The sequence below is a fragment of the Lysinibacillus sphaericus genome (assembly GCF_006864135.1).
Taxonomy (GTDB): Bacteria; Bacillota; Bacilli; order Bacillales_A; family Planococcaceae; genus Lysinibacillus.
Map to the genome: position 1 here is coordinate 35,174 of NZ_SADV01000021.1, position 22,384 is coordinate 57,557.

Sequence of the window (22,384 nt, forward strand, 5' to 3'; positions counted from 1 at the left end):
ACTCTCCTTTTCTATTCGATTTTTTCCGAAAAAAACGGCACATTGATTGTGCCGTTTATAATGATCATTCAATATTTTCAATAATCGTCGCAATACCTTGCCCGACACCGATACACATTGAAGCAAGGCCATATTGTACTTTTTGTTTTTTCATTTCGTAAAGCAATGTAGTCACTATTCGGGCACCGCTTGCACCTAGTGGATGACCAAATGCAATAGCGCCTCCGTTAACATTAACTTGTGCTGGATTCAGTTCAAGCTGCTTAATGGATTCTATTGCTTGCGAAGCAAACGCTTCATTTATTTCATATAAACCAATGTCATTTGTTGTTAGGCCTGCACGTTGTAATGCTTTTTTTGAAGAATAAATAGGACCTAAACCCATAACAGCAGGCTCTAAGCCTGTAACAGCACCTGTTATATATCGTGCTAATGGTGTTATACCTAATTCTTTTGCTTTTTCAGCACTCATTAATAATAATGCCGAGGCACCATCATTCACACCAGAGGCATTACCAGCTGTCACAGTCCCATTTTCAAAAATAGGTCTTAGTTTAGCAAGTGCTTCTAAGGATGTATCGGGGCGTGGATGTTCATCAGTATCCACGATAATTTCATTTCCTTTTCTATCTTTCACGTACACAGGCACGATTTCTTCAGCGAAACGGTTTGTGGCAAGCGCTTTTTTCGCACGTTGTTGGCTTTCAAATGCAAAAGCATCTTGTTCTTCGCGACTTATATTAAAACGTTTGGCTACGTTCTCAGCAGTTTGGGGCATTGTATCCACTCCATACATGCTTTGCAATTTTGGGTTCGTAAAACGCCAACCGATCGTTGTATCAAACATCTTTTGATCGCCCCTCGGATAATCCACTTCCGGTTTCCCCATCACAAAAGGTGCACGCGTCATACTTTCCGTACCACCTGCGATAAAAATATCGCCTTCACCACTCTTTATAGCACGTGCTGCATATTGTAGAGCATCCATGCCTGAACCACAAAGGCGATTAATAGTAGTTCCCCCGACCTCTATTGGTAGCTCAGCAAGTAATGCAGCCATACGGGCGACGTTTCGATTATCTTCTCCCGCTTGATTGGCATTTCCGAAAATGACATCCTCGATTTGTTTGACTGGCACTTTTGGGTTACGCTCTATAAGCGCCTTTATGACCGTCGCAGCTAAGTCATCCGGCCGAACAGTTTTTAATGCACCTTTATAACGACCAATTGGTGTACGAACAGCATCTACAATTACGACTTCTGTCATTTTTTCACCATCTCTTTTTGCTCGCTATAGTCATAAATCCCTTTTCCACTCTTTCGACCTAGTCGTCCAGCTTGTACATATTGTTCGAGCAATGGTGCTGGGCGGTATTTTTCACCGAGCTTTTCATGTAAATATCGCAAATTATTCAGACGAACATCAAGACCGACTAAATCGACCAATTCGAACGGTCCCATCGGATAATTTAAGCCCAGCTTAACGGCTTTATCGATGTCTTCAGGACTACCTAAGCCTTCCTGTAACATATAAAATGCCTCATTCCCAACGAGTGCACTAATACGACTTGTAACAAAACCTGGGAATTCATTGACGACGACCGTTTGTTTGCCCATTTGTTCAGCAATTTCGCAAATGGTTTGGACTGTTTCATCACTAGTTTCTAAACCTCTAATAATCTCCACGAGTTCCATTTTGTGCACAGGATTAAAAAAGTGCATCGCAATCGTTTGTTCAGGTCGTTTTGCATAAGAAGCAATTTCTGTTGGGCTCATCGTTGAAGTATTTGTGGCAAATAAACAGTGCGGTGAAGCAAACTGTTCCATCTGCTCAAAGACAGCCCGTTTAATGTCCCTTTTTTCGGGTACGGCTTCAATGATTAAGTCTGCTTTATTTGCGACAGTAGCTAAATCTGTCACATAAGTCAGACGTAATGTTGCTTCTTGTACTTGTTGTGCTGTTAATTTTCCTCGTACAACAGATTTTTCGAAAATGGCTGTAATGTCATTTTGGGCATTTTGTAACGCCTGTTCGTTAATGTCTATAATAGCTGTTTCAAAGCCACTGATTGCGCTAACGTAGGCAATGCCACGACCCATAACCCCTGACCCGATGACAATAATTTTTTTCATGAAAGCAACCTCCTTATTGTGAAAACCACATACGACGAGTGAAGATATCTCATCGCATATGGTTTTTGTGGTGGTTAGACGCCTAGTGGATTTAGTGGGCGGCTACCATAATATGAAATGATACTTTTCGTCTCTGTATATAAATCTAATGTTTCGATACATAGCTCACGTCCGAAACCAGATTGTTTATACCCGCCAAATGGGGTACCTGGCATTGCGGAGAATGGGCAATTGACCATTACGATTCCTGCTTGGATTTGATTCGCAACACGAGTGGCACGTGCCCCATCTTTAGACCAAACTGCTGATCCTAAACCAAACTCTGAATCATTCGCTAGTCGAATCGCTTCTTTTTCATCGCTAAATGGCATGACAACAACTACTGGACCAAATATTTCTTCACACACTACTTTCATGGATTGAGTTACGTCTGTAATAATAGTTGGTTCATACCAGCAGCCTTTTTCAAAGCCCTCTACAGTCGCCACTTTGCCACCCGTTAAAATGGTTGCACCCTCTTCAATGGCAGATTTCACATAGCCATCGATTGTATTTAATTGCTCTTGGTCGATAATTGCCCCCATGTGAGTACCTTTATCGAACGGATCACCTAGTTTAATTGCTTTTGTTTTAGCAACAAATTTCTCTAAAAACTCATCATAAATGTCTTTGTGCACGTATAAGCGTGATCGTGCCTCGCAAGATTGCCCTGAGTTATAAAAAATGCCATACAGTGAACCATCTACCGCAGCATCAATATCAGCATCTTCAAACACTAGATTTGGTGATTTCCCGCCTAGCTCTAATGTAACGCGTTTTAATGTTTGTGAAGCTTTTTCCATAATTCCTTTTCCGACTGGTGTGGAACCTGTGAAGGCCACTTTATCGACTTGTTGATGCTCCACTAAGTAATTGCCTACATCTTTACCTGAACCAGGAATGATATTCACAACCCCTGCTGGTACACCTGCTTCTAGGCAAATTTCGCCTAACACGATCGCTGTTAAAGGTGTTAAAGAAGCTGGTTTAACAATAACGGAACAACCAACAGCAATAGCTGGGGCAATTTTCCAAGCAGCCATCATGAGTGGGTAATTCCAAGGAACAATTTGTGCACATACTCCGACAGGCTCTTTTTCAGTATAATTATGAAATTGACCTGGCATATTATTTACGGCTCCACGATGGCCAACAATCGCGCCTGCGTAAAATTCGAAATCTTCTATCGCTTGGTTTACTTGGCCCTGCGCAGTGCCAAGGGATTTCCCTGTATCTAGCATCTCAAGCTCTACGATTTCATTAAAGCGAGAGCGCATAATAGCAGCAATCTTATGGAGCACCTGTGCGCGACGATTCACAGGATATTGCTTCCACTTTCCGAAATCAAACGCTTGGCGAGCCGCTTGCACTGCGCGCTCTGCGTCTTCCTGTGAAGCTTTTGCAACAGTCGCTACAACTTCACCTGTCGCAGGATTAATCGTTTGGAATGTCTCACCATTACTGCTCTCTACCTTTTCACCGTTAATAATTAAATGATAAAAATCGCGTTTCACTAATACTTTCTCTTGTACTTGTTGTGTCATTATCATTCACTCCTTTTTATTGTCCATTAAATTGAGGCTGTCTTTTTTCTACAAATGCTTTCATACCTTCTTGATGATCATCTGTCGCTCCGGCAATACTTTGGCTTTGTGCTTCGTAAACAAGGAAGTCTTCGAACTTTAAGTGTTCTGCTGCCTTGATATTACGTTTAATAAGGCCGATTGCTTTTGTCGGTAACTGGACAATCTGTTGCGCGAATGAATGAACGTCATCTTCAAATGTTTCATTGCTATAGACAGCAGTTGTTAAACCTAATTGTTTGGCTTCCTCTGCTTTTATACGTTGACCAAGTACAGAAATTTCAAGAGCTTTAGCATCGCCAACTAATCGTTTTAAGTAGTATAAATTACCAGAATCAGGAATTAGCCCTACATGGATAAAGGCATTCATAAAGAAAGATTTTTCCGACATTACTCGAAAGTCGGCAGCAAGCGCTAAACTAAAGCCAGCACCTGCAGCTGCACCATTCACAGCTGCGATAATTGGTTTTTCACAGCTATGTAACTGTTTAACCATCGGACCATAGTAATCTGTTAATATATCACCAAGCTTCAAATCTTCACCAATAGCTGAAAGATCTTGACCTGAACAAAATGCACGTCCTTCACCACGAAGTACAATACAACGTACTTCATCATCTAATGATGCTTGTTTGACGGCAGTACGAATTTCATGATTCATCTGTGCAGTAAATGCATTTAATGTGTCGGGACGATTTAATGAAATATAGGCTACAGATTCTTTCAGTTCGTATTGTATAGTTTCAAACATAATTATCTCCCCTTAAAGTTCGGTTGACGTTTTTCAACAAATGCTTGCATGCCTTCTTTTTGATCTTCTGAAGAGAATAATAAATAGAAATTTTTCCGTTCAAACTGCATCCCTTCGTAGAGCGAGTAATCCACAGCTTTGTTGACAGCTTCTTTAATGAGACGTAAAGCGAGGGCAGGTTTTTGTACGAGCATCGTCGCTGTTTTAAGTGTTTCTTCTATTAACATCTCTGGTTGTACAACCTTATTGATGATGCCATATGCGAGCGCTTCATCAGCAGTAATCCTTGCCGCGCTCCAAATCCATTCTAATGCTTTCGTTCGCCCTACTAATTTTGTTAAGCGCTGTGTACCGCCCGCACCAGGCATAACACCAAGGTTTATTTCAGGGAAGCTAAATTCTGTGCCCTCTGCGGCGATTAATACATCACAACAAAGGGCTAATTCAAAGCCACCTCCAAAAACGAATCCTTTAACACTACCAATAATAGGCTTTTTAATTTGTCCTAAGCGATCCCAATCAGCAAATTGATTTAATAGCTCTAAACGAACTGTGTTGTCTGCCGCCATTTCATCAATATCTGCACCGGATGAAAAAGCTTTCCCATTTCCTGCTAAAACGATGACCTGTACGCCTTCGTCACGATCGAACAATTCCATCGCCTGCACAATTTCTCGTACCATCGCACGATTTAATGAATTATATTGGCGAGGGCGGTTTAAGTTAATAAACCCTATCCCACTGTCAATCGTTACTTCAATAAATTCGAATGCTGTCATTATGCATCTTCACCGATGATTAATGTGACGATATCACTCGCAAAGCTCATTAAATCTTTGCCAGATGCTTTCCCTTCTGGTGACCGTAGTCCATTTTTTAAATCTTCTGCGCTATCATATGTCATTTCACACATTAAGTAATAGGGTGTTTCCGTACCCATCGGCGTTGAATTAAATTTTGTTACTTTCATTTCACGTAAACCTGGTATTTTCGCAGTAATCGGTGTATGAACTTTTTCGTAATGCTCATCAAATGCCACTTTATCAACAGGGTGTTTATATAACGCGATTAATTTTGCCATCTTAAAATACGCTCCTTTGTCTACATGGAAGTAGAAATTATTTTCATTGCTTCAAATGGATTTTTACAGCTTTTGCAATATAAAATACTGCGACAAGCTGTTGGGCCAAAAATATTTTCAAGCGTGACATAGGTAGAGCCACAATACGGGCAATCTACATGCCAAGAGCCGTCTTCTTTTAAAAAACGAGGTGGTGGCGCAATACCAAATTTCTTTAGTCCTTCTCGTCCCTTCTCTGTTACACGATCAGAAGTCCAGGCAGGATGATTAATAAACACGACACTCACTTCCCGAACGCCTTCTAATTGTTCGACTGCTTTTTTTATATTTTGTTGAATAATTGTCAATGCAGGACATCCTGAAAATGTTGGTAGCACTTCAATACGGATATGACCATCATTCACTTGCACACGCTCAATCATGCCAAGGTCAATAATACTGACCGTATCAATTTCAGGGTCCTTCACTGCATCGAGTACTTCATAGATGTGCGCTTCGTGCAGACCCGTAGTTGTCATCGGGATCCTCCTTTTCTTTGCATAGATCGTTACCAGCTTGCCGCCAAATCAGATCGATACACCTCTGACATTGTTTCAATAGCCGAAGTTAAATCATTTGTATGTTGTCCGTTGCGACCATTGATAATCGGTTCTGGTAATACAGGTATTGCGATTTCTACAGCTTCAAAAGTGGGCGTTACAATGGCCAACCAACGTTCTTTTATGACCGCTTCTGATTCGATCAATTCACATGCTGTTATATGCGCGGCTGTGCTGCCCAATGACAATAAATCCCCAGTATCTTTTATTACCTCTTGTAATGCTTTCATCATACGTGAACGTGATTCTTCTGTCGCTGTACATAATTGCGTAAACCACGTTGTCCAGTGCATCTGGTGATAATAAAGTTCCGTACTAATTTTCACAGCCACTTCTCTGATTGGTGTATAGCTGCTCGCTTTGAGTGCATCAATCTTCGCTTTTTTCGCCGTTGTATAGACAAAATTACGTGCTACAGTGTATCCCCAATCATAATTCGGTGCATCTTTGTAGTAACCTTCTCCGTTCGGGCGTTCTACAAGAAGACTATTAAACCGCTCCTCTTTTGGTCGAAGCTGCGCTAATGAATCTGCAGCGCCTTCGCCAAGCTCTGCTAAAAGCGTGTAATATAATTTAGCGTGTCCCATTGTATCTTGTGTGATGGATGAGAACGCTACATCTTCCTCAATATGCGGCGCCAACCCAAGCCACTCAGAGCCACGATACGAAAATAAGTAATCATCATCCGCTAATTGATAAAGTACTGTAAGGACTGCCTTTTTATATTCAGGCGTTACTTCGTTAGTCATCTTTCTTCCCTCCCCCACCCCAAGATAGAATTTCTTTTTCGTCCAGCATGACTTGTTCATAGTGACGCCATTTTTTCTTTAAATAGCCGTAGCCTTTTGTTGTACGGTAATCTTTATTATCTAGTCGTTGCAGCGCTTGTTTATTGTCTTGAGTTAAGCCGTGTAAATGTTTACGATTGACAACCCAAATGTCTACCACAGGCTCACGCCGCATAAAGTTTTCCTGTGCCATAACTAACGCAATTTCTCCGTTCGGTGCTAAAAGACTAAATTGATGCTGGAAATGTGATGTTGGTGTTCGTTTACTAAATACTTCGAATTCTTGATAGAAAGTTTGTTTTTCCACGATGATCCCCCTCTCTATAGCGTTAATTTACTAGAGCCGTTAATGCTTCCCGTACCCAAGCGTTATTTTCATAGGATGAACGACGAAGTGCTAAGCGTTTTTGAGAACATGGACCTTCGTTGCGTTGGATTTTTTTGAAATATTCCCAGTTTGGCTCTTGGTAAATCCATTTATTTTGCGCTTTATCAAAGTGCAAAGTTGGGTCTGGCACAGTCAAACCTATTGATTGAATACGAGGAACGTATTTTGTTAAGAAGCTTTGACGTAATTCTTCATTCGTTAAGACACGAATCTTATATTTTATCGTTAAATCTTGTTTACTAGAACCTGTTGTATCTTTTGAAGCTGGACCAAAGAAAAATAATAGTGATTCCCACCAGCGATTTAACGCATCTTGCACAAGTGCACGCTGTTCAGGTGTACCTTCTGCCAACGCCATAATAATGGCTTCACCGTGTTGTGCATGGAATACTTCTTCTGCACAAATACGTTGTAAAGCACGTGCATATGGACCATACGAAGAACCTAACATGTTTGTTTGTGAGATAATGGCAGAACCATCTACAAGCCAGCCAATTAAACCCGCATCTGCCCATGATTTTGTTTCCATATGGAATACATTATGGAACTTAAGACGCCCTTCGAATAAATCAATCATTATATCGCCGCGATCTTTACCATATGGTTTTAGCAAATCTTCTGCTACGCGTAATAATAATTGACCATGTCCCATCTCATCTTGAACCTTTGCCATAATCCCTAGCTTTCGGTATAATGTCGGAGCTTTTGGAACCCATTCTTTCTCAGGAAGAGCACCCATAATTTCACTAATACCATGCATCGAAATTAATTTGATTAGTGCCAAACGATACTCTTCCGGCATCCAATCAACTACTTCAATCTTTTCACCTGCAGCAATCCGCTCCTCAAATTGCTCTTGTAATTGTTGTTCCGATACTTGTGTAACGACACTCATAGTAAAAAACCTCCTTATATAACTATTTTTCGATAACCGTCACTATAATGTTATGTTAGGGGGTAAAAAAAATCACACTTCCAACAAGACTTTATTATCGTTTGCTACTTTAATTGATTCTGTTGGACAACCTTCCATTGCATCCTCTAAATCATCATATAAATCTAGCGGCACTTCTTTGCTTCCTTTGTTATTATCTAAAATAACAAAGGCGATTCCGTCGTCATTATAATCAAAAATATCCGGAGCCGATGCGCCACATGCGCCACAAGCAATACATGTATCTTGATCTACTCTAGTGAATTTCGCCATACACTCTTTCCTTTCACAACCTACAGCATTAGGTAAGTTGTTTCTTTTTTTCTTCCATTAGACTCGTACTATGCAACGGTTGCACTTTAGATGTTGGATCAATATATACTTTTGCGTTACTAATAGCAGTAGGTGCCTCTCCAAACCCACTCACAATTAGCTTAACTTTCCCATCATATGTGCAAATATCACCTGCCGCATAAATACCTGGAATGTTAGTTTCCATACGGGAATTAACGACGATGGCATTTTTCCTAATTTCCAAGCCCCAGTCTTTAATGGCCCCTAACGACGAAACAAAACCAAAGTTCACGATAATATCATCGACACCATAGATTGGTTGGATCGTTTCGTCTTTCGCATGCTTTAATTTGACATGCGTGATGCGCTCTTCCCCTACGAGTTCTTCGGGTACAAAAGGTGTAATGACCTCGACAGTAGATTGCAATAAATTTTTTACACTATGTTCATGCGCACGAAACTTATCCCGTCTATGGACAATAGAAACCTTTTTAGCAATTGGTTCTAGCATCATCGCCCAGTCGACTGCTGAATCGCCACCACCAAACACCATCACGTTGCGATCTTTAAAAGCATTAAGATCATTAATGAAGTAATGTAAATTACATTGTGCAAACTTGTCGTCCCTATCTAATTCAAGCTTCCGAACGTTAAACGCACCGTTTCCAGCAGTGATCAATATTGTGCGAGAATAATGCGCGCTTTTCGTAGTAACAATTTTAAAAATACCGTTTTCATCTTTTTCGATAGTTTGTACAGATTCATTCATACAAACATCCACCGGGAAAGTCTTCATTTGTTCTTTTAAATTATTGATAAGATCTTGTGCGCGAATTTTTGGAAAACCCGCTATATCATAAATATATTTCTCGGGATAAAGTGCAGCTAACTGACCGCCCAACTGAGGAAGACTTTCGAGAATTTTGACGCTCATGCCTCGCATACCACCATAGAAGGCAGCAAACATACCAACAGGCCCTCCACCTATAATGGTCACATCTTTTATTTGCTCAGTATCAATCATTGAAGAACCTCCTTCTGTTCCATTCTTCTATCAATGACACGAATTGCCTTTCCTTCAGAGCGTGGAATTGCACCACTATTTTCAATGACTAGACTAACGGAAATTAAGCAGGCATTTTTTAAATCGTGCTTAATCTCCTTTGTCAGTAATTGTATAAGCGGATGACTGAGGTCACTTCCTACTTTTTCATATAATTTTGGTGTTAACTCAACATGTAGTTCGATCGCATCCATATTTCCTTTTTTTAATAAATGGATTTGATAGTGTGGTGCCAACCCTTCTATTTGCAATAACTCACGCTCGATTTCAGATGGAAAAACATTGACTCCACGAATAATTAACATGTCATCTGTACGTCCCTTAACACGTGCCATCCGCATTGTTGTACGTCCACATTTACATTTTTCACGTGTAATCGAAGTAATATCACCCGTACGATAACGAATAATTGGAAGCGCTTCCTTCGTTAAACTAGTAATAACCAGTTCTCCATCTTCTCCATCAGCTACAGATTCTAATGTATCTGGATCAATCACTTCTACGAAGAAATGATCTTCAGCTATATGTAAACCATCTTGCGCTTCATAGCACTCGATTGATACACCGGGACCTAGCACTTCACTTAAACCATAAATATCCATTGCGCGAATTGCTAATTTATCTTCTATGGCACGGCGCATTTCCTCTGACCAAGGCTCTGCACCAAAAATCCCATATTCAATCCCGTTCGTCGCTGGATCGATTCCCATTTCCTCCATCTTTTCAGCGATCGTTAGAATATAAGAAGGTGTCCCTGCGATGCCTCTTGGTTTAAAATCATCAATTAATGTAATTTGGCGATCAGTATTCCCACCTGAGACCGGTACAACTGCTGCGCCTAAAGTTTCGGCTCCGTAGTGTAAACCCATCCCTCCAGTAAATAGACCATAGCCATAAGCATTATGAAAGATATCTGATTTGCGTCCCCCTGCGGTAACAATAGCGCGAGCTAAAAGTCCCGACCACATATCGATATCATTTTTTGTATAACCAACAATTGTTGGTTTTCCACTAGTTCCTGAAGAACCATGAATGCGAACTACATCATCCATCGGTACTGCAAAAAGTTTAAATGGATATTGCTCACGTAAATTTACTTTTTTAGTAAATGGCAATTTGCGAATATCTGCTAAGCTTTGAATATCAGCTGGTTTAACACCAAGTTGATCAAACAGTTCCTTATAGAAAGGTGTATTGTTATACACTTTTTCTACTGTTGCTTTTAAGCGCTCCAACTGAATCTTTGCCATTTCTCCCCTTGAAGCTATTTCTATTTCTGGATGATACATTCCCTAACCCCCTTTAGCTATTACATTTCCTCTTATATAACAAATTAATTACGGCAGTACTAGTTTAGTAACTAATATTAAGATAAACTTATTTGTCTGAATTGTCAATATATTTTATTATTTCTGATTAAAGTTGCTTAATTAGTCGTTTTAGAATGTTTTAGCTTAAATACTGTTTGTCCACAAACACAAAAAGCTATTTGCAAATATCCCCTTTAAACCTACTATTAATAAGGCATAATTAAATAAACACACCAATAAATCGTAAACGGAAAATAATTCTATAAAACTACGTTAATACCGTTTACTTTCCCAATACTAGGTGGTAAATTGATTTTATATTTCACTTTAATTTCAAACGTTGTTAATTTGTATGAATGATTTTCGTCTATTCTACATATACACAAATGGTAGAATTATTTTTTTGATAAACAAAGGGGATTCACTTTGACATTAACAGAGGCTCAACAACATGAGAAATAATATGATTATATTTTCGAGGCTTTATCAAAGGAACCATTTGCAAATTATTTAGGGATGGAATTAGTAGAATTAAAAGCAGGCTTTGCAAAAGTGACACTTTCCCCAACACCTCATATGCTCAATACACACGGAACTGTACATGGAGGTATTATTTTTTCATTAGCCGACTACGCGTTTGCGGCCGCAAGTAATTCTTACGGCAAAACAGCTGTCGTGTAACGAATACGATACATTACATGAGCGCAGGTTTGGCAGATCACCAACTAACAGCTATCGCAGAAGAGGTTAAAAAAACACGCCGTTTAGCTTGGTATCAGATCCATGTTTGGAGCAACGATGAATTATGCGCAACAATGGAGGCGATGGTTTATCGTAAAAATGAAAATTTCATCGAATAAGAGGAAGATGTGAGTAACCTGCGTTAAATAGGTTGCTCACATCTTTTTAAAAATCCCTCACTTGTAACAACAAGAAGGGATCATAAAGCTATCTTATACTTGCATTTATCTTTTTTGCGTCGTCTGTGGTCTACTGAAGTATACTTCTTGGATTTTTGGATTATTTAGCAACTCTTGTGCTGTAAGCGAAGGTTTTGAGGTAACCCATTTTCCAAAAAAACAGTCTCGATAAATTCAAAAGCGAATATTGTTTGGTCAAAAGATAGATATTTAGCAAAGCACGCAATAATTTTCTAGAATTATTTACAGGTGAAACTTATCACCGATCCAGCAGAAAAATTCGCCGAGTTAATGAACTACATAAGGAATTTTACTCTGGCGCTTAGATGATGAACTGATAGTCTATGTAAAATAAATATCTCCCGGTTGAAATTTTTGACCGGGAGACTTTGTTTTATTTAACATACTTCAAATACTTTTTCACAAAATCTACAATGTAATGCACTTCTTCTTCTGAAATATTGAATAAACTACTAACTTTTTGTACTTTGGCTGGTGATTTTAATTGTTCACGCACTTGATCAATTCTCATGTATTTACATTTTCGAGGGTTTACACAATCTCTAATCTGCTTGTAACGAAGGTAAGCATACCGAGCAAAAGCATTTAACATCTCCCTCTCCTGCTCATCTCGTTGTAATTTTTTTGCCGCTTCATCGATCGTTTCCGAATCAAATATCCATGTACCATCTGTTATTTGCATAGAACCACCTCTTTCATTGCGTAAAGTTGATGACAATTATGGCTGCACCCTAATTAGATGGCATTAAGATTGCCCCCATCTCTTCTATTCATAGCTAGTAAATGCATAAGAAAAAGCCACACCTAGTTAAATGTGACGCTTTTTGTATTTTTGTTTAGTTTTACAAGCTAAATTCATTAACGCTTAGATTCCGCTTCAATAATTGTTTTTAATGAATTATGCCACTATTGCGTCCAAACAAAGTTAAAAATTAATATACACCAATCTTTTAATTAACTAAAATGGAAATATATTGATTATATTAATACGTAATAAGGGAGGTACCATATGAACAACCAAATTTATGTGAACTGGAGCGGGCATCATCTAAAACTGACATGGTTTCAACATCATAGAATTGACGATTTTAGCAAAGTAACAAGTGTACATGGAGTTTGTTTTTATCAAGGGAATGTTTTGTTAGTTCATGTAGACGGGAGAGAATTTAACTTTCCCGGAGGACATATTGAAAAAGGAGAAACACCTGAAGAAGCATTTCATAGAGAGGCATTTGAAGAAGGTTATGTTAAGGGGTCGATCAACTATTTGGGAGCAATTGAAGTCAGGCACGAAGAGAACCCCTTATTCAATGCTAATAGTAAGTACCCTTTAATCGGATATCAAATGTTTTATAGCATGGAAATTCAAGAATGCCTACCATTCCTTCGAGAACATGAAACAATTTCGCGTATTTGGGTTGAGCCGGAAGAAATACCTTATTCAATTAATGACCATGAGTTAATACACTTAACATTACAAGCAGCGTTAAGGAATAAACCTTCCTATTTATGAGGTGCATTTGACTATAGTTTCATACATAGGAAACTTCTAAAAGTACTTTATTTTACCAGCTATACTAATTACTTATTTAGCCTCTAAATCATGTAGAAAAAGTGATTGATACAAAATTTTGAAACTTCACCTATAGATTAATATTTTTTTAATTTTATTCTCAGGCATTTCACTATACAAACATAGCTACTAAGTCATATTAATAGTAGTGTAAAGCTAACTTAGCTTTGCACCTCCTAGTTTGTGGTTTAGGGTCACTTTGGTTCGAGTGGCCCTTATTTATTTATCGTTTATTGTTATGTGAATTCCCTAATTTTTTTCATAACTATACTGATAAATATATAAGTATGATCCGATGAGTTATCTTAGATTTTATATGTTAGAATTTTCTTCAATGTACTTCCCGACATAAGTTCGAACAAAAACTCCGTGGCTTTTTAAGTAATAATTTGGAAAACCTTTTTCTTACTATATTCGTATATTTATTAGAACTAACATAAGTGAGGTGACGAAAAATGATTGCTGGATATATTACTTGTTTTGTTCTTGCTTTAATTATTATTTTTATGGGTTATCTGATCCATATTAAAAAGAAACTGTGGCTTATTGCAGGTTACCAAGAAGATTGTTTTATTGGTGATAAAGATAAACTAGCTAAGCTATTTGGTGTTTTCTCATACATAGTAGGTATCACTACTTTACTATTACCTTTTGGACTAGAATTTTGGGGTCTCATTAGTGCTATTATATATGCCGTTTGTATATGTCTAGGAGCAGTAGCCACTTTGGTCTGGAAACAAATAATTAATAAACCACTATAAAGGTTCATTACCAAAAGTTGTGGATGACTTTTGTTAAAACGTCTACTATGTAAATAGTTGACCTTCGTTCCGACTGGGCGACTCCTCGGGGATCAGCAATAGAGGAACGAAGGCTAAAAGCATCACATCCTGTGATAACGCCTTCGTGACCAACATCGTGTTGGCCCGAGACCCTGCAGCGCAGCGGATGTTTTCTGTGCGAAAGCGTAGTGTTAACGTAGCGGCAGCACCAAATGTTTTCTGTAGCGAAAGCGAAGCGTCAGCTACAAATGTTTTGACTGTGCGAAAGCGTAGCGACAGCAACACCAAAAGCGGCTCATCGGACGCCCCTAGGAAAGCCCAGTCGGAACGGAAATCAACCACACGTTTTGGTGATGATCCACTTTAAAACATATAGAAATTATAAAAATATTCCCTTGAATATTTAGACAAGGCCCATATTCAAGGGAACATGTTTAGACACATTGTAGCATTCTAAACCATTTCGTTAGTTATTCCACCACTTTATCTAAACGATTCTTTTCTTTTATCTCTACGAACAGTGGAAAACATGTAAAGGCTAAATAATAAAATGAAAATGACTGTTACTGCTAAAAAATATGTATCTTGAATCTTAAACAAGAAAGTATTCAAAGAATTTAATAATCCAGTTAACATCAACAATAACCAATAATTATTTTTCCTTTTTGATTGATCACCATTATTTAGATATCTACCAGAAAGCCAGATAAAGAAAGGTAAATAGCAGACAATCGAAAAAATTAGAATAGCCCATCCAATAAACGACATAGTACAATCACCTCCTAGAGCCTTCCTTATTTATACGATTGACATTTGTAATAGTTTCAAATTTATTATTCTATAAAAATGTTGCTTACATACTTCATTTCCTAATAATTTCCGAAATTCCAAGGAACACTATTCATAGCTATCCCATTTTGAAATTCAGTAATTCATCATCATTAATTTTTCGGATTTTTAATTCAAACTGAGTAAAACCAAGATGAATACCTCCCCTCCTTTCTACACCAAGACATATTATAGATTGTAGAAGGGAGGGATATTTCATGGGATATTACGGTGGAAATTATGGTAACTGTTGTTACGGAGGCTATGGCGGTGGCTTCGGCGGTGGTGGCTTCGGCGGCGGTGGCTATGGCGGCGGTAGCTTCGGCGGCGGTAGCTATGGCGGCGGTGGCTGCGGCGGATACTATGGTTATGGCCATGGCAGAGGACATGGTTCAGCATTCGCATTAATAGTCGTTCTATTCATTCTTTTAATTATTGTTGGCGCAACATTCGTCTATTAATTTTCCCAATACTTTCGTTAATCAGATGAATAACGAAAAAAGTTAATGCTATTTATCATTGTCACAATTAATCATTTCCATAAACTCTGTTGCTAAATTTCAAATACCTAGTAATAGAAGGAACTAACCAGCCTAACATACTACAGTTAAAACAAAAAGGTCACTTTTGTCCGAGTGACCTTTTATTTATCATTTACTTAAATAATATAATAAAACCGCTACAATAATATTTGGTAAGGCAATGTATAAGGAATTTAAAGTAATTTTATTGCGTTCATCCCGATGTTCTGTTGTTTCGGTAGCAATATTTGCCCTCATCCGATCCCCACTAACCATAGACCCTGAAAAAATCATTGAAATGACAATGAAGATACAGCCAACCGTGCCTGAAACTAAATAAATTTTTTCCATTCCCCATAACATCATCGATATCAAAACACCGCAAAGTGATAAGAAAACACCAATTAATACATATTTCACCCCATATCCCCCCTACGTTATTTTACGTTTGATTACCATTTTCTGTTTCATTTTTTTGTAATCATTTCTAAGGTTTTTTTTATATTATACACACTAAGAATAGGTATGGATGGTTTTAATGACAACTTCAAAAAATAAGCTTATTCAAGATTCAGATGTTATCGGCTCTAATTCTCCTCCAAATGAATCTGTTATTCCTTCCTCGAACCAACAAATTGAACCAGCACTAATGCCTGTTAAAAGAATTCCCCCATGCCAAGCTGTCTTAAAAATGCTATCTAACGACCACTCTTTCCATAAAGCTAAAAGGTTTTTAGTATTACCCCCCAACATTAATAATATCTTTTTCCATAATAAAACTTTCTAAATCTCGAGTTGGAGGTGAAAAAAGTGATAAGCGGGACGGAATACATTGATGTGAGTTAAAAAAAGAATTAAACTTTGCAATATAATTTTCTGAGTCTCCGCTTGCAGTAGGAACAAAGCAAAGCTTAGAATTGGCTTTGTTAGATTGCTGTAAAATATATGTATCTAATAATGGATTATGGGGCTCCATAGAAAAGCGGTGTAGGTATACTATTTCTCCAATCCTTAATAAATGAGGATTGGTGAGGATTAAGACTACTTTCATCATTGATTTGTAAAGTACCTTTATAATCGCTTGTGTAAAAAATTATTTGAACACTAAAAACTTTATTTCCATTTGAGTACTCTGCAAAACCATTTTTACCAGAATATAATCCAAACAATGTAATATTGTTCAGGATAAGATTTGTTTCTTCAAAAACTTCCCTTTTAACAGTCTCTTCAAAAGTTTCTCCGATTTCCAAGATACCTCCTTGGATTCCCCAAATATCACCGTCAGTCCTTTTTTGTAAAAGAATACGCCCCCTATCATCTTCAATTATTGCTCCACAGTCAATAGTCAATAGAATTTCATACCCGATCATTTGTCTCATCGTTTTAATGTAATCATTCATAATTGATACCCTCTTTCCTTGTTGTAGATCCCTAAAACATTCTTTTTCACAATTAAAGACTAAAATAACCATAAACATCCTTATTTTACATTATTCCCTCGGATATAAATACACAGGGTTCAAATACAAAAAAGCAAGGCACAAAATGAGCCCTGCCTATATTTATTTTCCTTCCTTATTACTTAATTTTTGAATCTCGAGTAGTTCAGATATCGTTACAAATTTATATCCCTGCTCTTCAAGCTTTGGTAAGATTTTTTCTAATGCTTTCACAGTTTGCTCACGATTTCCACCGCCATCATGAAATAACACGACACTTCCAGGCTTAGCACCTTTTAACACAGTATTGACAATTTTCTTTTCTCCAGGACTTTTCCAATCAAATGTATCTAAATGCCATGACCACATGACAACTTTATACCCTTCTTTTGAAATTGCATCAATCATGGAATCCGTGTATTGGCCTTCAACGGGTCTAAATAAAACAGGGACATAACCTGTAATACCATAAATTGTTGCATGTGTTTGTTTTATTTCTTTCATCAAATTGGAAACATTCGTTCTAAAAGGATGCGTATAGGTGTGGATGGCTAGTTCGTGACCTTCTTCATGTATACGTAAAGCAAGCCCTGGATTTTTTTCTGCATTTTCACCCACAATAAAGAATGTGGCCTTTGCATTGTACTTGTCTAATATATCTAAAATGTCAGGTGTGTACTTTTTATGAGGACCATCATCAAAGGTTAAGGCGATCACTTTCTCATCCGTATTAATATCCCACAAAATTTGTCCTGCCTCTTCGTAATACTTCCTTCCCTTGTCTGCAAAAGATTTTTCATTAACAAAAAATAAAAATAACCCGAAAAAGCATAATGTAATCAGCAGATAGTATTTCCTCAAGTTTTCACCTCCTGCAAATAATTATTTCTAATCATTATTATTTGAGGTTTAAACTAAAAAATGCTTTTATTTTTGTTCTTTTAATTGTATATAAAACCAATAACAATCCAAATTGAATGTAAATACCGCTACACATTCTAATCCTAAAAATGTTATATTATTTGGAAGGAGTGTGATTATTTTGATAATAACGGTGAAAGAAGAGGATTTCGAGTTTAACAGCTCCAATCTAAGTCAAAGGTGTTTCGAACCACTCATTCAGATCTATAAGGTAAGAATGTCCGAAGAAACTAATATCGGTGTAAAAGAACGTTTTTATGAAGAACTTACGGAAGGCCAAAGAGCATTATTTATGTTTTATGTTTATTATAACCATATTAGTAAATCTCTTATCGAATTTTATTGGTGGTGTGCTTATTTCATGGCTCAGCCTAAAAATTGGGCAGCTATCAAAGCCTGTTTTAAGTATTTTAATGATGAACCTTTTCTTTTACTCCTGGAGAAAATTGAACGGGAACTGAAACAACATAATCACCCTACTACATTAGAAAATTTTACAATCACTCGCGATGAATTAAATCATAACAAAGAGCTCCATGCATCATTTGAATCGCTATATGCAATATTCGAAAACATTTATCCAACTACTATAGAAAAAATAAATACTTTGATCGAAAAGAATTTACAAGACTTTATACAAATTGAAAAGTAAGGAGTATTTTTCATGGCAACTATAGAAGATTTTGTGAATCTTGATATTAGAATTGGTACTGTTATCCAAGCCGAAGAACTTACACAAGCGAGGGTTCCTGCTATTAAAATGAAAATTGATTTTGGAGAAGATCTTGGCATTAAGCAATCCTCTGCTCAAATTACAAAACGCTATACGCCAGAAGGAATTATGAATACGCAAGTAGTAGCGATCGTTAATTTCCCTCCCCGTCGTGTGGCAGGCTTTAAATCTGAAGTTTTAGTAATTGGCGGCGTTCCTGTAGAAGGAGATGTGATTTTATTAGCTCCTGATCAGCCTGTACCAAACGGAACTAAAATTAGTTAATGCTAGGATTTTTTGATAAAAAATGAAACTATGTCACAGGCATAAAACTAGCCTTAATTTCTTCTACATCATATATATAATAATGTAAAGCTAATTTTGCCTTATACCTCCTGATTTGATACTAAAGGTCACTAATGTGGCCCTTTTCTTATTTTGTAACATCTAAATTATAAGAAGAACAAATTCCCTAAATCGAGAGGATCATAGAAAATGAAAATTTATTATGATTGGTGCTACATCATTAAAATCTTCCAATAAAAAAGAGAAAGGAGCGTGATAATGAAGATAAAAAGGAGAGAACATTATGAAAAACAGACAAGCCACAACTAATGACTATGAAACTATTATAAATCTTTGGGATAGATCCGTTACCAAAACCCACGATTTTTTAAGTTTAAAAGATAAGGAAGACATTAAACAGGAAATTCCTATGTATTTCCCACATCTTGATGTGAGACTTTGGTATGTGGAAAATGAATTGATAGGTTTTTCTGGGACGAATAATCAGCACTTAGAAATGCTATTTTTAGAACCTGCTGAGATTGGAAAAGGTTATGGAAAACAATTAATACAACAACTCATTAGAGATTTTAATATAAGGTCTGTTGATGTCAACAAAGACAATGAAAACGCAAAGATGTTTTATTTGAAAAACGGTTTTACTATTGTTAGTGAAGAACCAACAGACAGTTCAGGTCGCCATTATCCAATACTTCATCTAGTCTTAACGTAATTAGCAGAGGCCATCCCGCTACTTTATTCATAGGCTATGTTAAATTTTAATATTGATTTTCATATTAAAAAATTTAGGGATACCTAAATGGTTCCCTAAATTTTTTAATAATAATGCCATTTTGAATTTGTGCTTAGATTTGAATTAAGATAATTTAGATACTGAATTATGAAAGACTTAAACTATCATAGGTATCTGTCATTTCTTGGTGTTTTTATTACTACGACGATCGACAAAAAAGAACCAAGCTAGTTAATTATCAAGATATTTGGTAGCCACACCTTTAAAGCTTGTCGATCCATTTGTTTCAAATAAAAGCATACCTTTAAAAAAGTTTGATCAAAATATTCCCTAAAAATTTAATAATGAATATCATGTAACTTCATTTTTTCCAATTCTTTCTTTCTTTTATTTTTTAGAGATTCCCTTCCTTTAGCCCAAGTTCCTAATAAAAACAACGTACCAGCAACTGCAACTTTAATGAGTGAAGATATATTGACATTTCCCGTTCTAGTTATCCACCATCCAAAAATAAAAACTAAATACAGAATAGGTACAATTGCTCCAAAGTAAACGTTGGCTCTTCTAGATAAAAAAGATTGAACTCCTATTATTACAATGGCTATTAAAATGGCTATCAACCATTTATAATTTGGATCCATTATTCATCATTCCTTTCGCTTTTATATTTATCAATAATCATTTTTGCCGTCTCTAAACTCAACCGTTCATCAATAACCAAATTTTTAATCATATTTACAAACTCCAGGTCTTCCGTATTGCTATTCAGTTCAATTTTTTTAATTAAAGTATCTAATTTAGTCCTTACAGTCGGATATGAGAACAGTTTTTTAGACGTAGAAACTTTCCGTTGGGCTAATGCTAGGTTTATCATTTGTTCAAATGTTTTGTGGAATTATTGTCGTTTGAATGGGCATTGTTTTAAAAAATGAGGATCATCTGTAAAAGCATGGACTTGTCTTAATTATAGTAGGAATCTTAGGAGGCTGCCGGGTGGATATTTAATTGGTTTATACTTGTAGGCTAAGAAGCAAAAAAGCACTAACATGCAAACCGTCAGTGCCTCCTCGTATTAAAACGACCCTTATTACTTCACTTGTGAAAGTGTCATACCATCACCAATTGGAATAATAATCGACTCTAATTGAGGGTGGTTCGCTACTGCTTCATTGAATTTCTTCATTATTTCCGTATATCGTTTTGGTTTGGCATTTGGATCTGCCACACTTCCTGCAGCAAGCACATTGTCAGTAACTATGATTGCATCGGGATTTGCTAGCTGTACACAGTAATTTAAATAGTTTTCATAATTATCCTTATCAGCATCGATAAAGAAAAAATCGAATCGCTCATTTCTTTGTACTAGTTTTTCAAGACTTTCCAATGCAGGTCCTGTTATATAGGTTACCTGTTCACCAAAACCTGCCTTCGATAAATTACCATATGCTAACTGTGCGTATTTTTCCTCTAATTCTAGAGAGGTTAATTTTCCAGCACTGCCGAACCCTCTTGCTAGACAAATTCCACTGTATCCACCGAGAGCCCCTACTTCAAGAATGTTTTTAGCTCCTGTCATTGTGACAAGCATTGTTAAAAGTTTTCCAGAGGAAGGAGAAACAGAAATGGCGGGCATTGCGTTTTCTTCAATAGATGTAATGACCTCTTCTAAAATAGCATCTTCGTTATAAAACACGGCATCAATGTACTGATTAATTATTTTCATTCAGGTTATTCCCTTCCTCATCATTTTTTAAAGATTTTTCATTATCTTCTTCACTGTCAGATGGAGCCATTGTTTCACTTTCATGTATTTCAAATAATTGAATGAACTCATTGATGACCATATCAATGGCTTTTAATTCACCCACTAATATTGGCTGAATAGATTGAAACTCTGGTTGCTCTAATTGTTGCTTAATCGTTGTACGCTTTAACTTCATCATCTCTAAAAAAGCAATGGCTCTTCCACGTCGGAAAGTTTTAGGTCCTCGTTGATGAGAGCCATCTCTTCCTCTGTAACGTCCCCCACGATGATGTCCCTCTTCCCTAAATTCCTTCATTTTTTCACTTCTCATTTTTAAACCCCTTTCATCGTATACATTCGTATACACTTAAGTCCATTTTGATTGTATACAAACGTATACATTTTGTCAATTATCTTTATTCATTTTCCCATTACTTTACCTATAAGTAGTTTGAAATATTTACCTCTTCTAGTTTTTCCATTAAACTGTATGTATCAGCCAAATTAATTTGGAAGGGAAATTCGTTTAGTAGCATGTCATACGTGAAAAGGTAGTATTATTGTTTATTTTTTTGTAATGAAACAGTAACAGTAGATACTTTTGAATCTAAAAAACCTGAGGCAGCAGAAGTTTTAAGATTGGACGACCATGCAGATATTTTTCAGTGGGAAGGGAACATTTTACAAACCAATATAGAATGGATTGATAAACTTGAACTCAATGAAAAAATATATTGGTGAGATCGAATTTAATGCAACTAAAGCTGAGGATTTTAAAAATGGTACAGCCAGCCTTTTACCAATTGGTGCAAAAATTTATTCTGTAAAAAAACGTGATGATATTTTCATCGTAAAATTTGACAATGTGGTTAAACGATATTTAATTCTATCTGAGGGCTGATTTCTTTGAAAGGAGACGAA

At 36.9% G+C, this 22,384-nt stretch carries 30 protein-coding genes and 2 pseudogenes; 9 read left to right on the plus strand and 23 right to left on the minus strand.

Features of this window, described 5'->3' with window-relative positions; translation table 11 throughout:
* Positions 1-64 precede the first annotated feature (64 nt).
* The 13 genes from C7Y47_RS18990 to C7Y47_RS19050 all read right to left on the minus strand — a co-directional run bounded on the left by C7Y47_RS18990 (position 65) and on the right by C7Y47_RS19050 (position 10,942).
* Positions 65-1,267, minus strand: coding sequence for an acetyl-CoA C-acyltransferase (locus C7Y47_RS18990; RefSeq protein ID WP_142510186.1), 1,203 nt, complete (start codon positions 1,265-1,267; stop codon positions 65-67).
* Positions 1,264-2,133 carry a 3-hydroxyacyl-CoA dehydrogenase gene (locus C7Y47_RS18995; protein WP_142510187.1) on the minus strand — a complete coding sequence of 290 codons (870 nt, stop codon included), beginning with the start codon at positions 2,131-2,133 and terminating at the stop codon, positions 1,264-1,266. The genes C7Y47_RS18990 and C7Y47_RS18995 overlap by 4 nt, the downstream gene beginning before the upstream one ends.
* A 74-nt stretch (positions 2,134-2,207) precedes the next feature.
* Positions 2,208-3,716 (minus strand): aldehyde dehydrogenase family protein, encoded by a 1,509-nt coding sequence (locus C7Y47_RS19000; RefSeq protein WP_436970120.1) that lies wholly within the window; start codon positions 3,714-3,716, stop codon positions 2,208-2,210.
* A 16-nt stretch (positions 3,717-3,732) separates the two neighbouring features.
* A complete protein-coding gene (locus tag C7Y47_RS19005) occupies positions 3,733-4,506 on the minus strand; it encodes an enoyl-CoA hydratase-related protein (RefSeq protein WP_142510189.1) in 774 nt (257 codons plus the stop codon).
* 2 nt (positions 4,507-4,508) lie between these two features.
* Positions 4,509-5,285, minus strand: coding sequence for an enoyl-CoA hydratase/isomerase family protein (locus C7Y47_RS19010; protein ID WP_142510190.1), 777 nt, complete (start codon positions 5,283-5,285; stop codon positions 4,509-4,511).
* On the minus strand, positions 5,285-5,587 hold the full coding sequence (locus C7Y47_RS19015) for an EthD family reductase (protein WP_132358341.1): 303 nt from the start codon (positions 5,585-5,587) through the stop codon (positions 5,285-5,287). Before C7Y47_RS19015 ends, C7Y47_RS19010 begins: the two co-directional genes overlap by 1 nt.
* Before the next feature lie 20 nt (positions 5,588-5,607).
* Positions 5,608-6,105 carry a 1,2-phenylacetyl-CoA epoxidase subunit PaaD gene (gene paaD / locus C7Y47_RS19020; RefSeq protein ID WP_142510191.1) on the minus strand — a complete coding sequence of 166 codons (498 nt, stop codon included), beginning with the start codon at positions 6,103-6,105 and terminating at the stop codon, positions 5,608-5,610.
* A gap of 29 nt (positions 6,106-6,134) precedes the next feature.
* A complete protein-coding gene (paaC, locus tag C7Y47_RS19025; protein ID WP_142510192.1) occupies positions 6,135-6,935 on the minus strand; it encodes a 1,2-phenylacetyl-CoA epoxidase subunit PaaC in 801 nt (266 codons plus the stop codon).
* Entirely contained in the window at positions 6,928-7,284 is a 357-nt protein-coding gene (gene paaB / locus C7Y47_RS19030) for a 1,2-phenylacetyl-CoA epoxidase subunit PaaB (RefSeq protein ID WP_436970122.1), read from the minus strand. The genes paaC and paaB overlap by 8 nt, the downstream gene beginning before the upstream one ends.
* Before the next feature lie 19 nt (positions 7,285-7,303).
* Positions 7,304-8,257: a 1,2-phenylacetyl-CoA epoxidase subunit PaaA gene (gene paaA, locus C7Y47_RS19035; RefSeq protein WP_142510194.1), complete on the minus strand. Its 954-nt coding sequence runs from the start codon at positions 8,255-8,257 to the stop codon at positions 7,304-7,306.
* A 72-nt stretch (positions 8,258-8,329) separates the two neighbouring features.
* A complete protein-coding gene (locus C7Y47_RS19040; protein WP_142510195.1) occupies positions 8,330-8,569 on the minus strand; it encodes a ferredoxin in 240 nt (79 codons plus the stop codon).
* 28 nt (positions 8,570-8,597) lie between these two features.
* On the minus strand, positions 8,598-9,614 hold the full coding sequence (locus C7Y47_RS19045) for an NAD(P)/FAD-dependent oxidoreductase (RefSeq protein WP_142510196.1): 1,017 nt from the start codon (positions 9,612-9,614) through the stop codon (positions 8,598-8,600).
* On the minus strand, positions 9,611-10,942 hold the full coding sequence (locus tag C7Y47_RS19050) for a phenylacetate--CoA ligase family protein (RefSeq protein ID WP_142510197.1): 1,332 nt from the start codon (positions 10,940-10,942) through the stop codon (positions 9,611-9,613). Before C7Y47_RS19050 ends, C7Y47_RS19045 begins: the two co-directional genes overlap by 4 nt.
* A gap of 537 nt (positions 10,943-11,479) precedes the next feature.
* Here C7Y47_RS19050 and C7Y47_RS25810 point away from each other — a divergent pair.
* Complete coding sequence (locus tag C7Y47_RS25810) at positions 11,480-11,644, plus strand: hotdog fold thioesterase (RefSeq protein ID WP_255505260.1); 165 nt, start codon at positions 11,480-11,482, stop codon at positions 11,642-11,644.
* A 29-nt stretch (positions 11,645-11,673) separates the two neighbouring features.
* Positions 11,674-11,823, plus strand: a complete 150-nt coding sequence (locus C7Y47_RS25815) for a hypothetical protein (protein WP_255505261.1) — start codon at positions 11,674-11,676, stop codon at positions 11,821-11,823.
* A 454-nt stretch (positions 11,824-12,277) separates the two neighbouring features.
* Here the strand turns inward: C7Y47_RS25815 and C7Y47_RS19060 are convergent, their stop codons facing one another.
* Entirely contained in the window at positions 12,278-12,622 is a 345-nt protein-coding gene (locus tag C7Y47_RS19060; RefSeq protein WP_255505262.1) for a hypothetical protein, read from the minus strand.
* 291 nt (positions 12,623-12,913) lie between these two features.
* Here C7Y47_RS19060 and C7Y47_RS19065 point away from each other — a divergent pair, with 291 nt between their 5' ends.
* Both C7Y47_RS19065 and C7Y47_RS19070 read left to right on the plus strand, forming a co-directional pair.
* A complete protein-coding gene (locus C7Y47_RS19065; protein WP_142510198.1) occupies positions 12,914-13,417 on the plus strand; it encodes an NUDIX hydrolase in 504 nt (167 codons plus the stop codon).
* 515 nt (positions 13,418-13,932) lie between these two features.
* A complete protein-coding gene (locus C7Y47_RS19070; protein WP_142510199.1) occupies positions 13,933-14,238 on the plus strand; it encodes a DUF3784 domain-containing protein in 306 nt (101 codons plus the stop codon).
* A 504-nt stretch (positions 14,239-14,742) separates the two neighbouring features.
* Here the strand turns inward: C7Y47_RS19070 and C7Y47_RS19075 are convergent.
* On the minus strand, positions 14,743-15,027 hold the full coding sequence (locus tag C7Y47_RS19075) for a hypothetical protein (protein WP_142510200.1): 285 nt from the start codon (positions 15,025-15,027) through the stop codon (positions 14,743-14,745).
* Positions 15,028-15,305: 278 nt separating this feature from the next.
* On the opposite strand from C7Y47_RS19075, the gene C7Y47_RS25990 reads away from it, so the two are divergent.
* Positions 15,306-15,548 carry a YjcZ family sporulation protein gene (locus C7Y47_RS25990; RefSeq protein WP_142510201.1) on the plus strand — a complete coding sequence of 81 codons (243 nt, stop codon included), beginning with the start codon at positions 15,306-15,308 and terminating at the stop codon, positions 15,546-15,548.
* A gap of 189 nt (positions 15,549-15,737) precedes the next feature.
* Here the strand turns inward: C7Y47_RS25990 and C7Y47_RS19085 are convergent, their stop codons facing one another.
* From C7Y47_RS19085 to C7Y47_RS19100, 4 genes and pseudogenes are all read right to left on the minus strand, one after another.
* Positions 15,738-16,028 carry a DUF5316 domain-containing protein gene (locus C7Y47_RS19085; RefSeq protein ID WP_142510202.1) on the minus strand — a complete coding sequence of 97 codons (291 nt, stop codon included), beginning with the start codon at positions 16,026-16,028 and terminating at the stop codon, positions 15,738-15,740.
* A gap of 159 nt (positions 16,029-16,187) precedes the next feature.
* Positions 16,188-16,584: pseudogene (locus C7Y47_RS19090) on the minus strand (Type 1 glutamine amidotransferase-like domain-containing protein); the annotation flags it as partial.
* Positions 16,571-17,008, minus strand: a complete 438-nt coding sequence (locus C7Y47_RS19095) for an NUDIX domain-containing protein (protein WP_142510203.1) — start codon at positions 17,006-17,008, stop codon at positions 16,571-16,573. The gene C7Y47_RS19095 and the pseudogene C7Y47_RS19090, both read right to left, overlap by 14 nt.
* A 162-nt stretch (positions 17,009-17,170) precedes the next feature.
* Positions 17,171-17,908: a polysaccharide deacetylase family protein gene (locus C7Y47_RS19100; protein ID WP_142510204.1), complete on the minus strand. Its 738-nt coding sequence runs from the start codon at positions 17,906-17,908 to the stop codon at positions 17,171-17,173.
* A 277-nt stretch (positions 17,909-18,185) separates the two neighbouring features.
* On the opposite strand from C7Y47_RS19100, the gene C7Y47_RS19105 reads away from it, so the two are divergent.
* The 3 genes from C7Y47_RS19105 to C7Y47_RS19115 all read left to right on the plus strand — a co-directional run bounded on the left by C7Y47_RS19105 (position 18,186) and on the right by C7Y47_RS19115 (position 19,698).
* Positions 18,186-18,620, plus strand: a complete 435-nt coding sequence (locus C7Y47_RS19105) for a hypothetical protein (RefSeq protein WP_142510205.1) — start codon at positions 18,186-18,188, stop codon at positions 18,618-18,620.
* Between the two features lie 12 nt (positions 18,621-18,632).
* Positions 18,633-18,965 (plus strand): chaperone CsaA, encoded by a 333-nt coding sequence (csaA, locus tag C7Y47_RS19110; RefSeq protein ID WP_142510206.1) that lies wholly within the window; start codon positions 18,633-18,635, stop codon positions 18,963-18,965.
* A gap of 304 nt (positions 18,966-19,269) precedes the next feature.
* A complete protein-coding gene (locus tag C7Y47_RS19115; RefSeq protein WP_142510207.1) occupies positions 19,270-19,698 on the plus strand; it encodes a GNAT family N-acetyltransferase in 429 nt (142 codons plus the stop codon).
* A 359-nt stretch (positions 19,699-20,057) separates the two neighbouring features.
* On the opposite strand, the gene C7Y47_RS19120 is transcribed toward C7Y47_RS19115, so the two are convergent.
* The 4 genes and pseudogenes from C7Y47_RS19120 to C7Y47_RS19135 all read right to left on the minus strand — a co-directional run bounded on the left by C7Y47_RS19120 (position 20,058) and on the right by C7Y47_RS19135 (position 21,794).
* Positions 20,058-20,360, minus strand: coding sequence for a hypothetical protein (locus C7Y47_RS19120; RefSeq protein ID WP_142510208.1), 303 nt, complete (start codon positions 20,358-20,360; stop codon positions 20,058-20,060).
* Positions 20,360-20,539 (minus strand): annotated as a pseudogene (locus C7Y47_RS25825) (SHOCT-like domain-containing protein); the annotation flags it as partial. The pseudogene C7Y47_RS25825 and the gene C7Y47_RS19120, both read right to left, overlap by 1 nt.
* A gap of 267 nt (positions 20,540-20,806) precedes the next feature.
* A complete protein-coding gene (locus C7Y47_RS19130) occupies positions 20,807-21,442 on the minus strand; it encodes an O-methyltransferase (RefSeq protein WP_142510210.1) in 636 nt (211 codons plus the stop codon).
* On the minus strand, positions 21,429-21,794 hold the full coding sequence (locus C7Y47_RS19135) for a hypothetical protein (RefSeq protein WP_142510211.1): 366 nt from the start codon (positions 21,792-21,794) through the stop codon (positions 21,429-21,431). The genes C7Y47_RS19130 and C7Y47_RS19135 overlap by 14 nt, the downstream gene beginning before the upstream one ends.
* Before the next feature lie 381 nt (positions 21,795-22,175).
* On the opposite strand from C7Y47_RS19135, the gene C7Y47_RS19140 reads away from it, so the two are divergent.
* A complete protein-coding gene (locus tag C7Y47_RS19140; protein WP_142510212.1) occupies positions 22,176-22,364 on the plus strand; it encodes a hypothetical protein in 189 nt (62 codons plus the stop codon).
* The last annotated feature ends 20 nt before the right edge of the window (positions 22,365-22,384 follow it).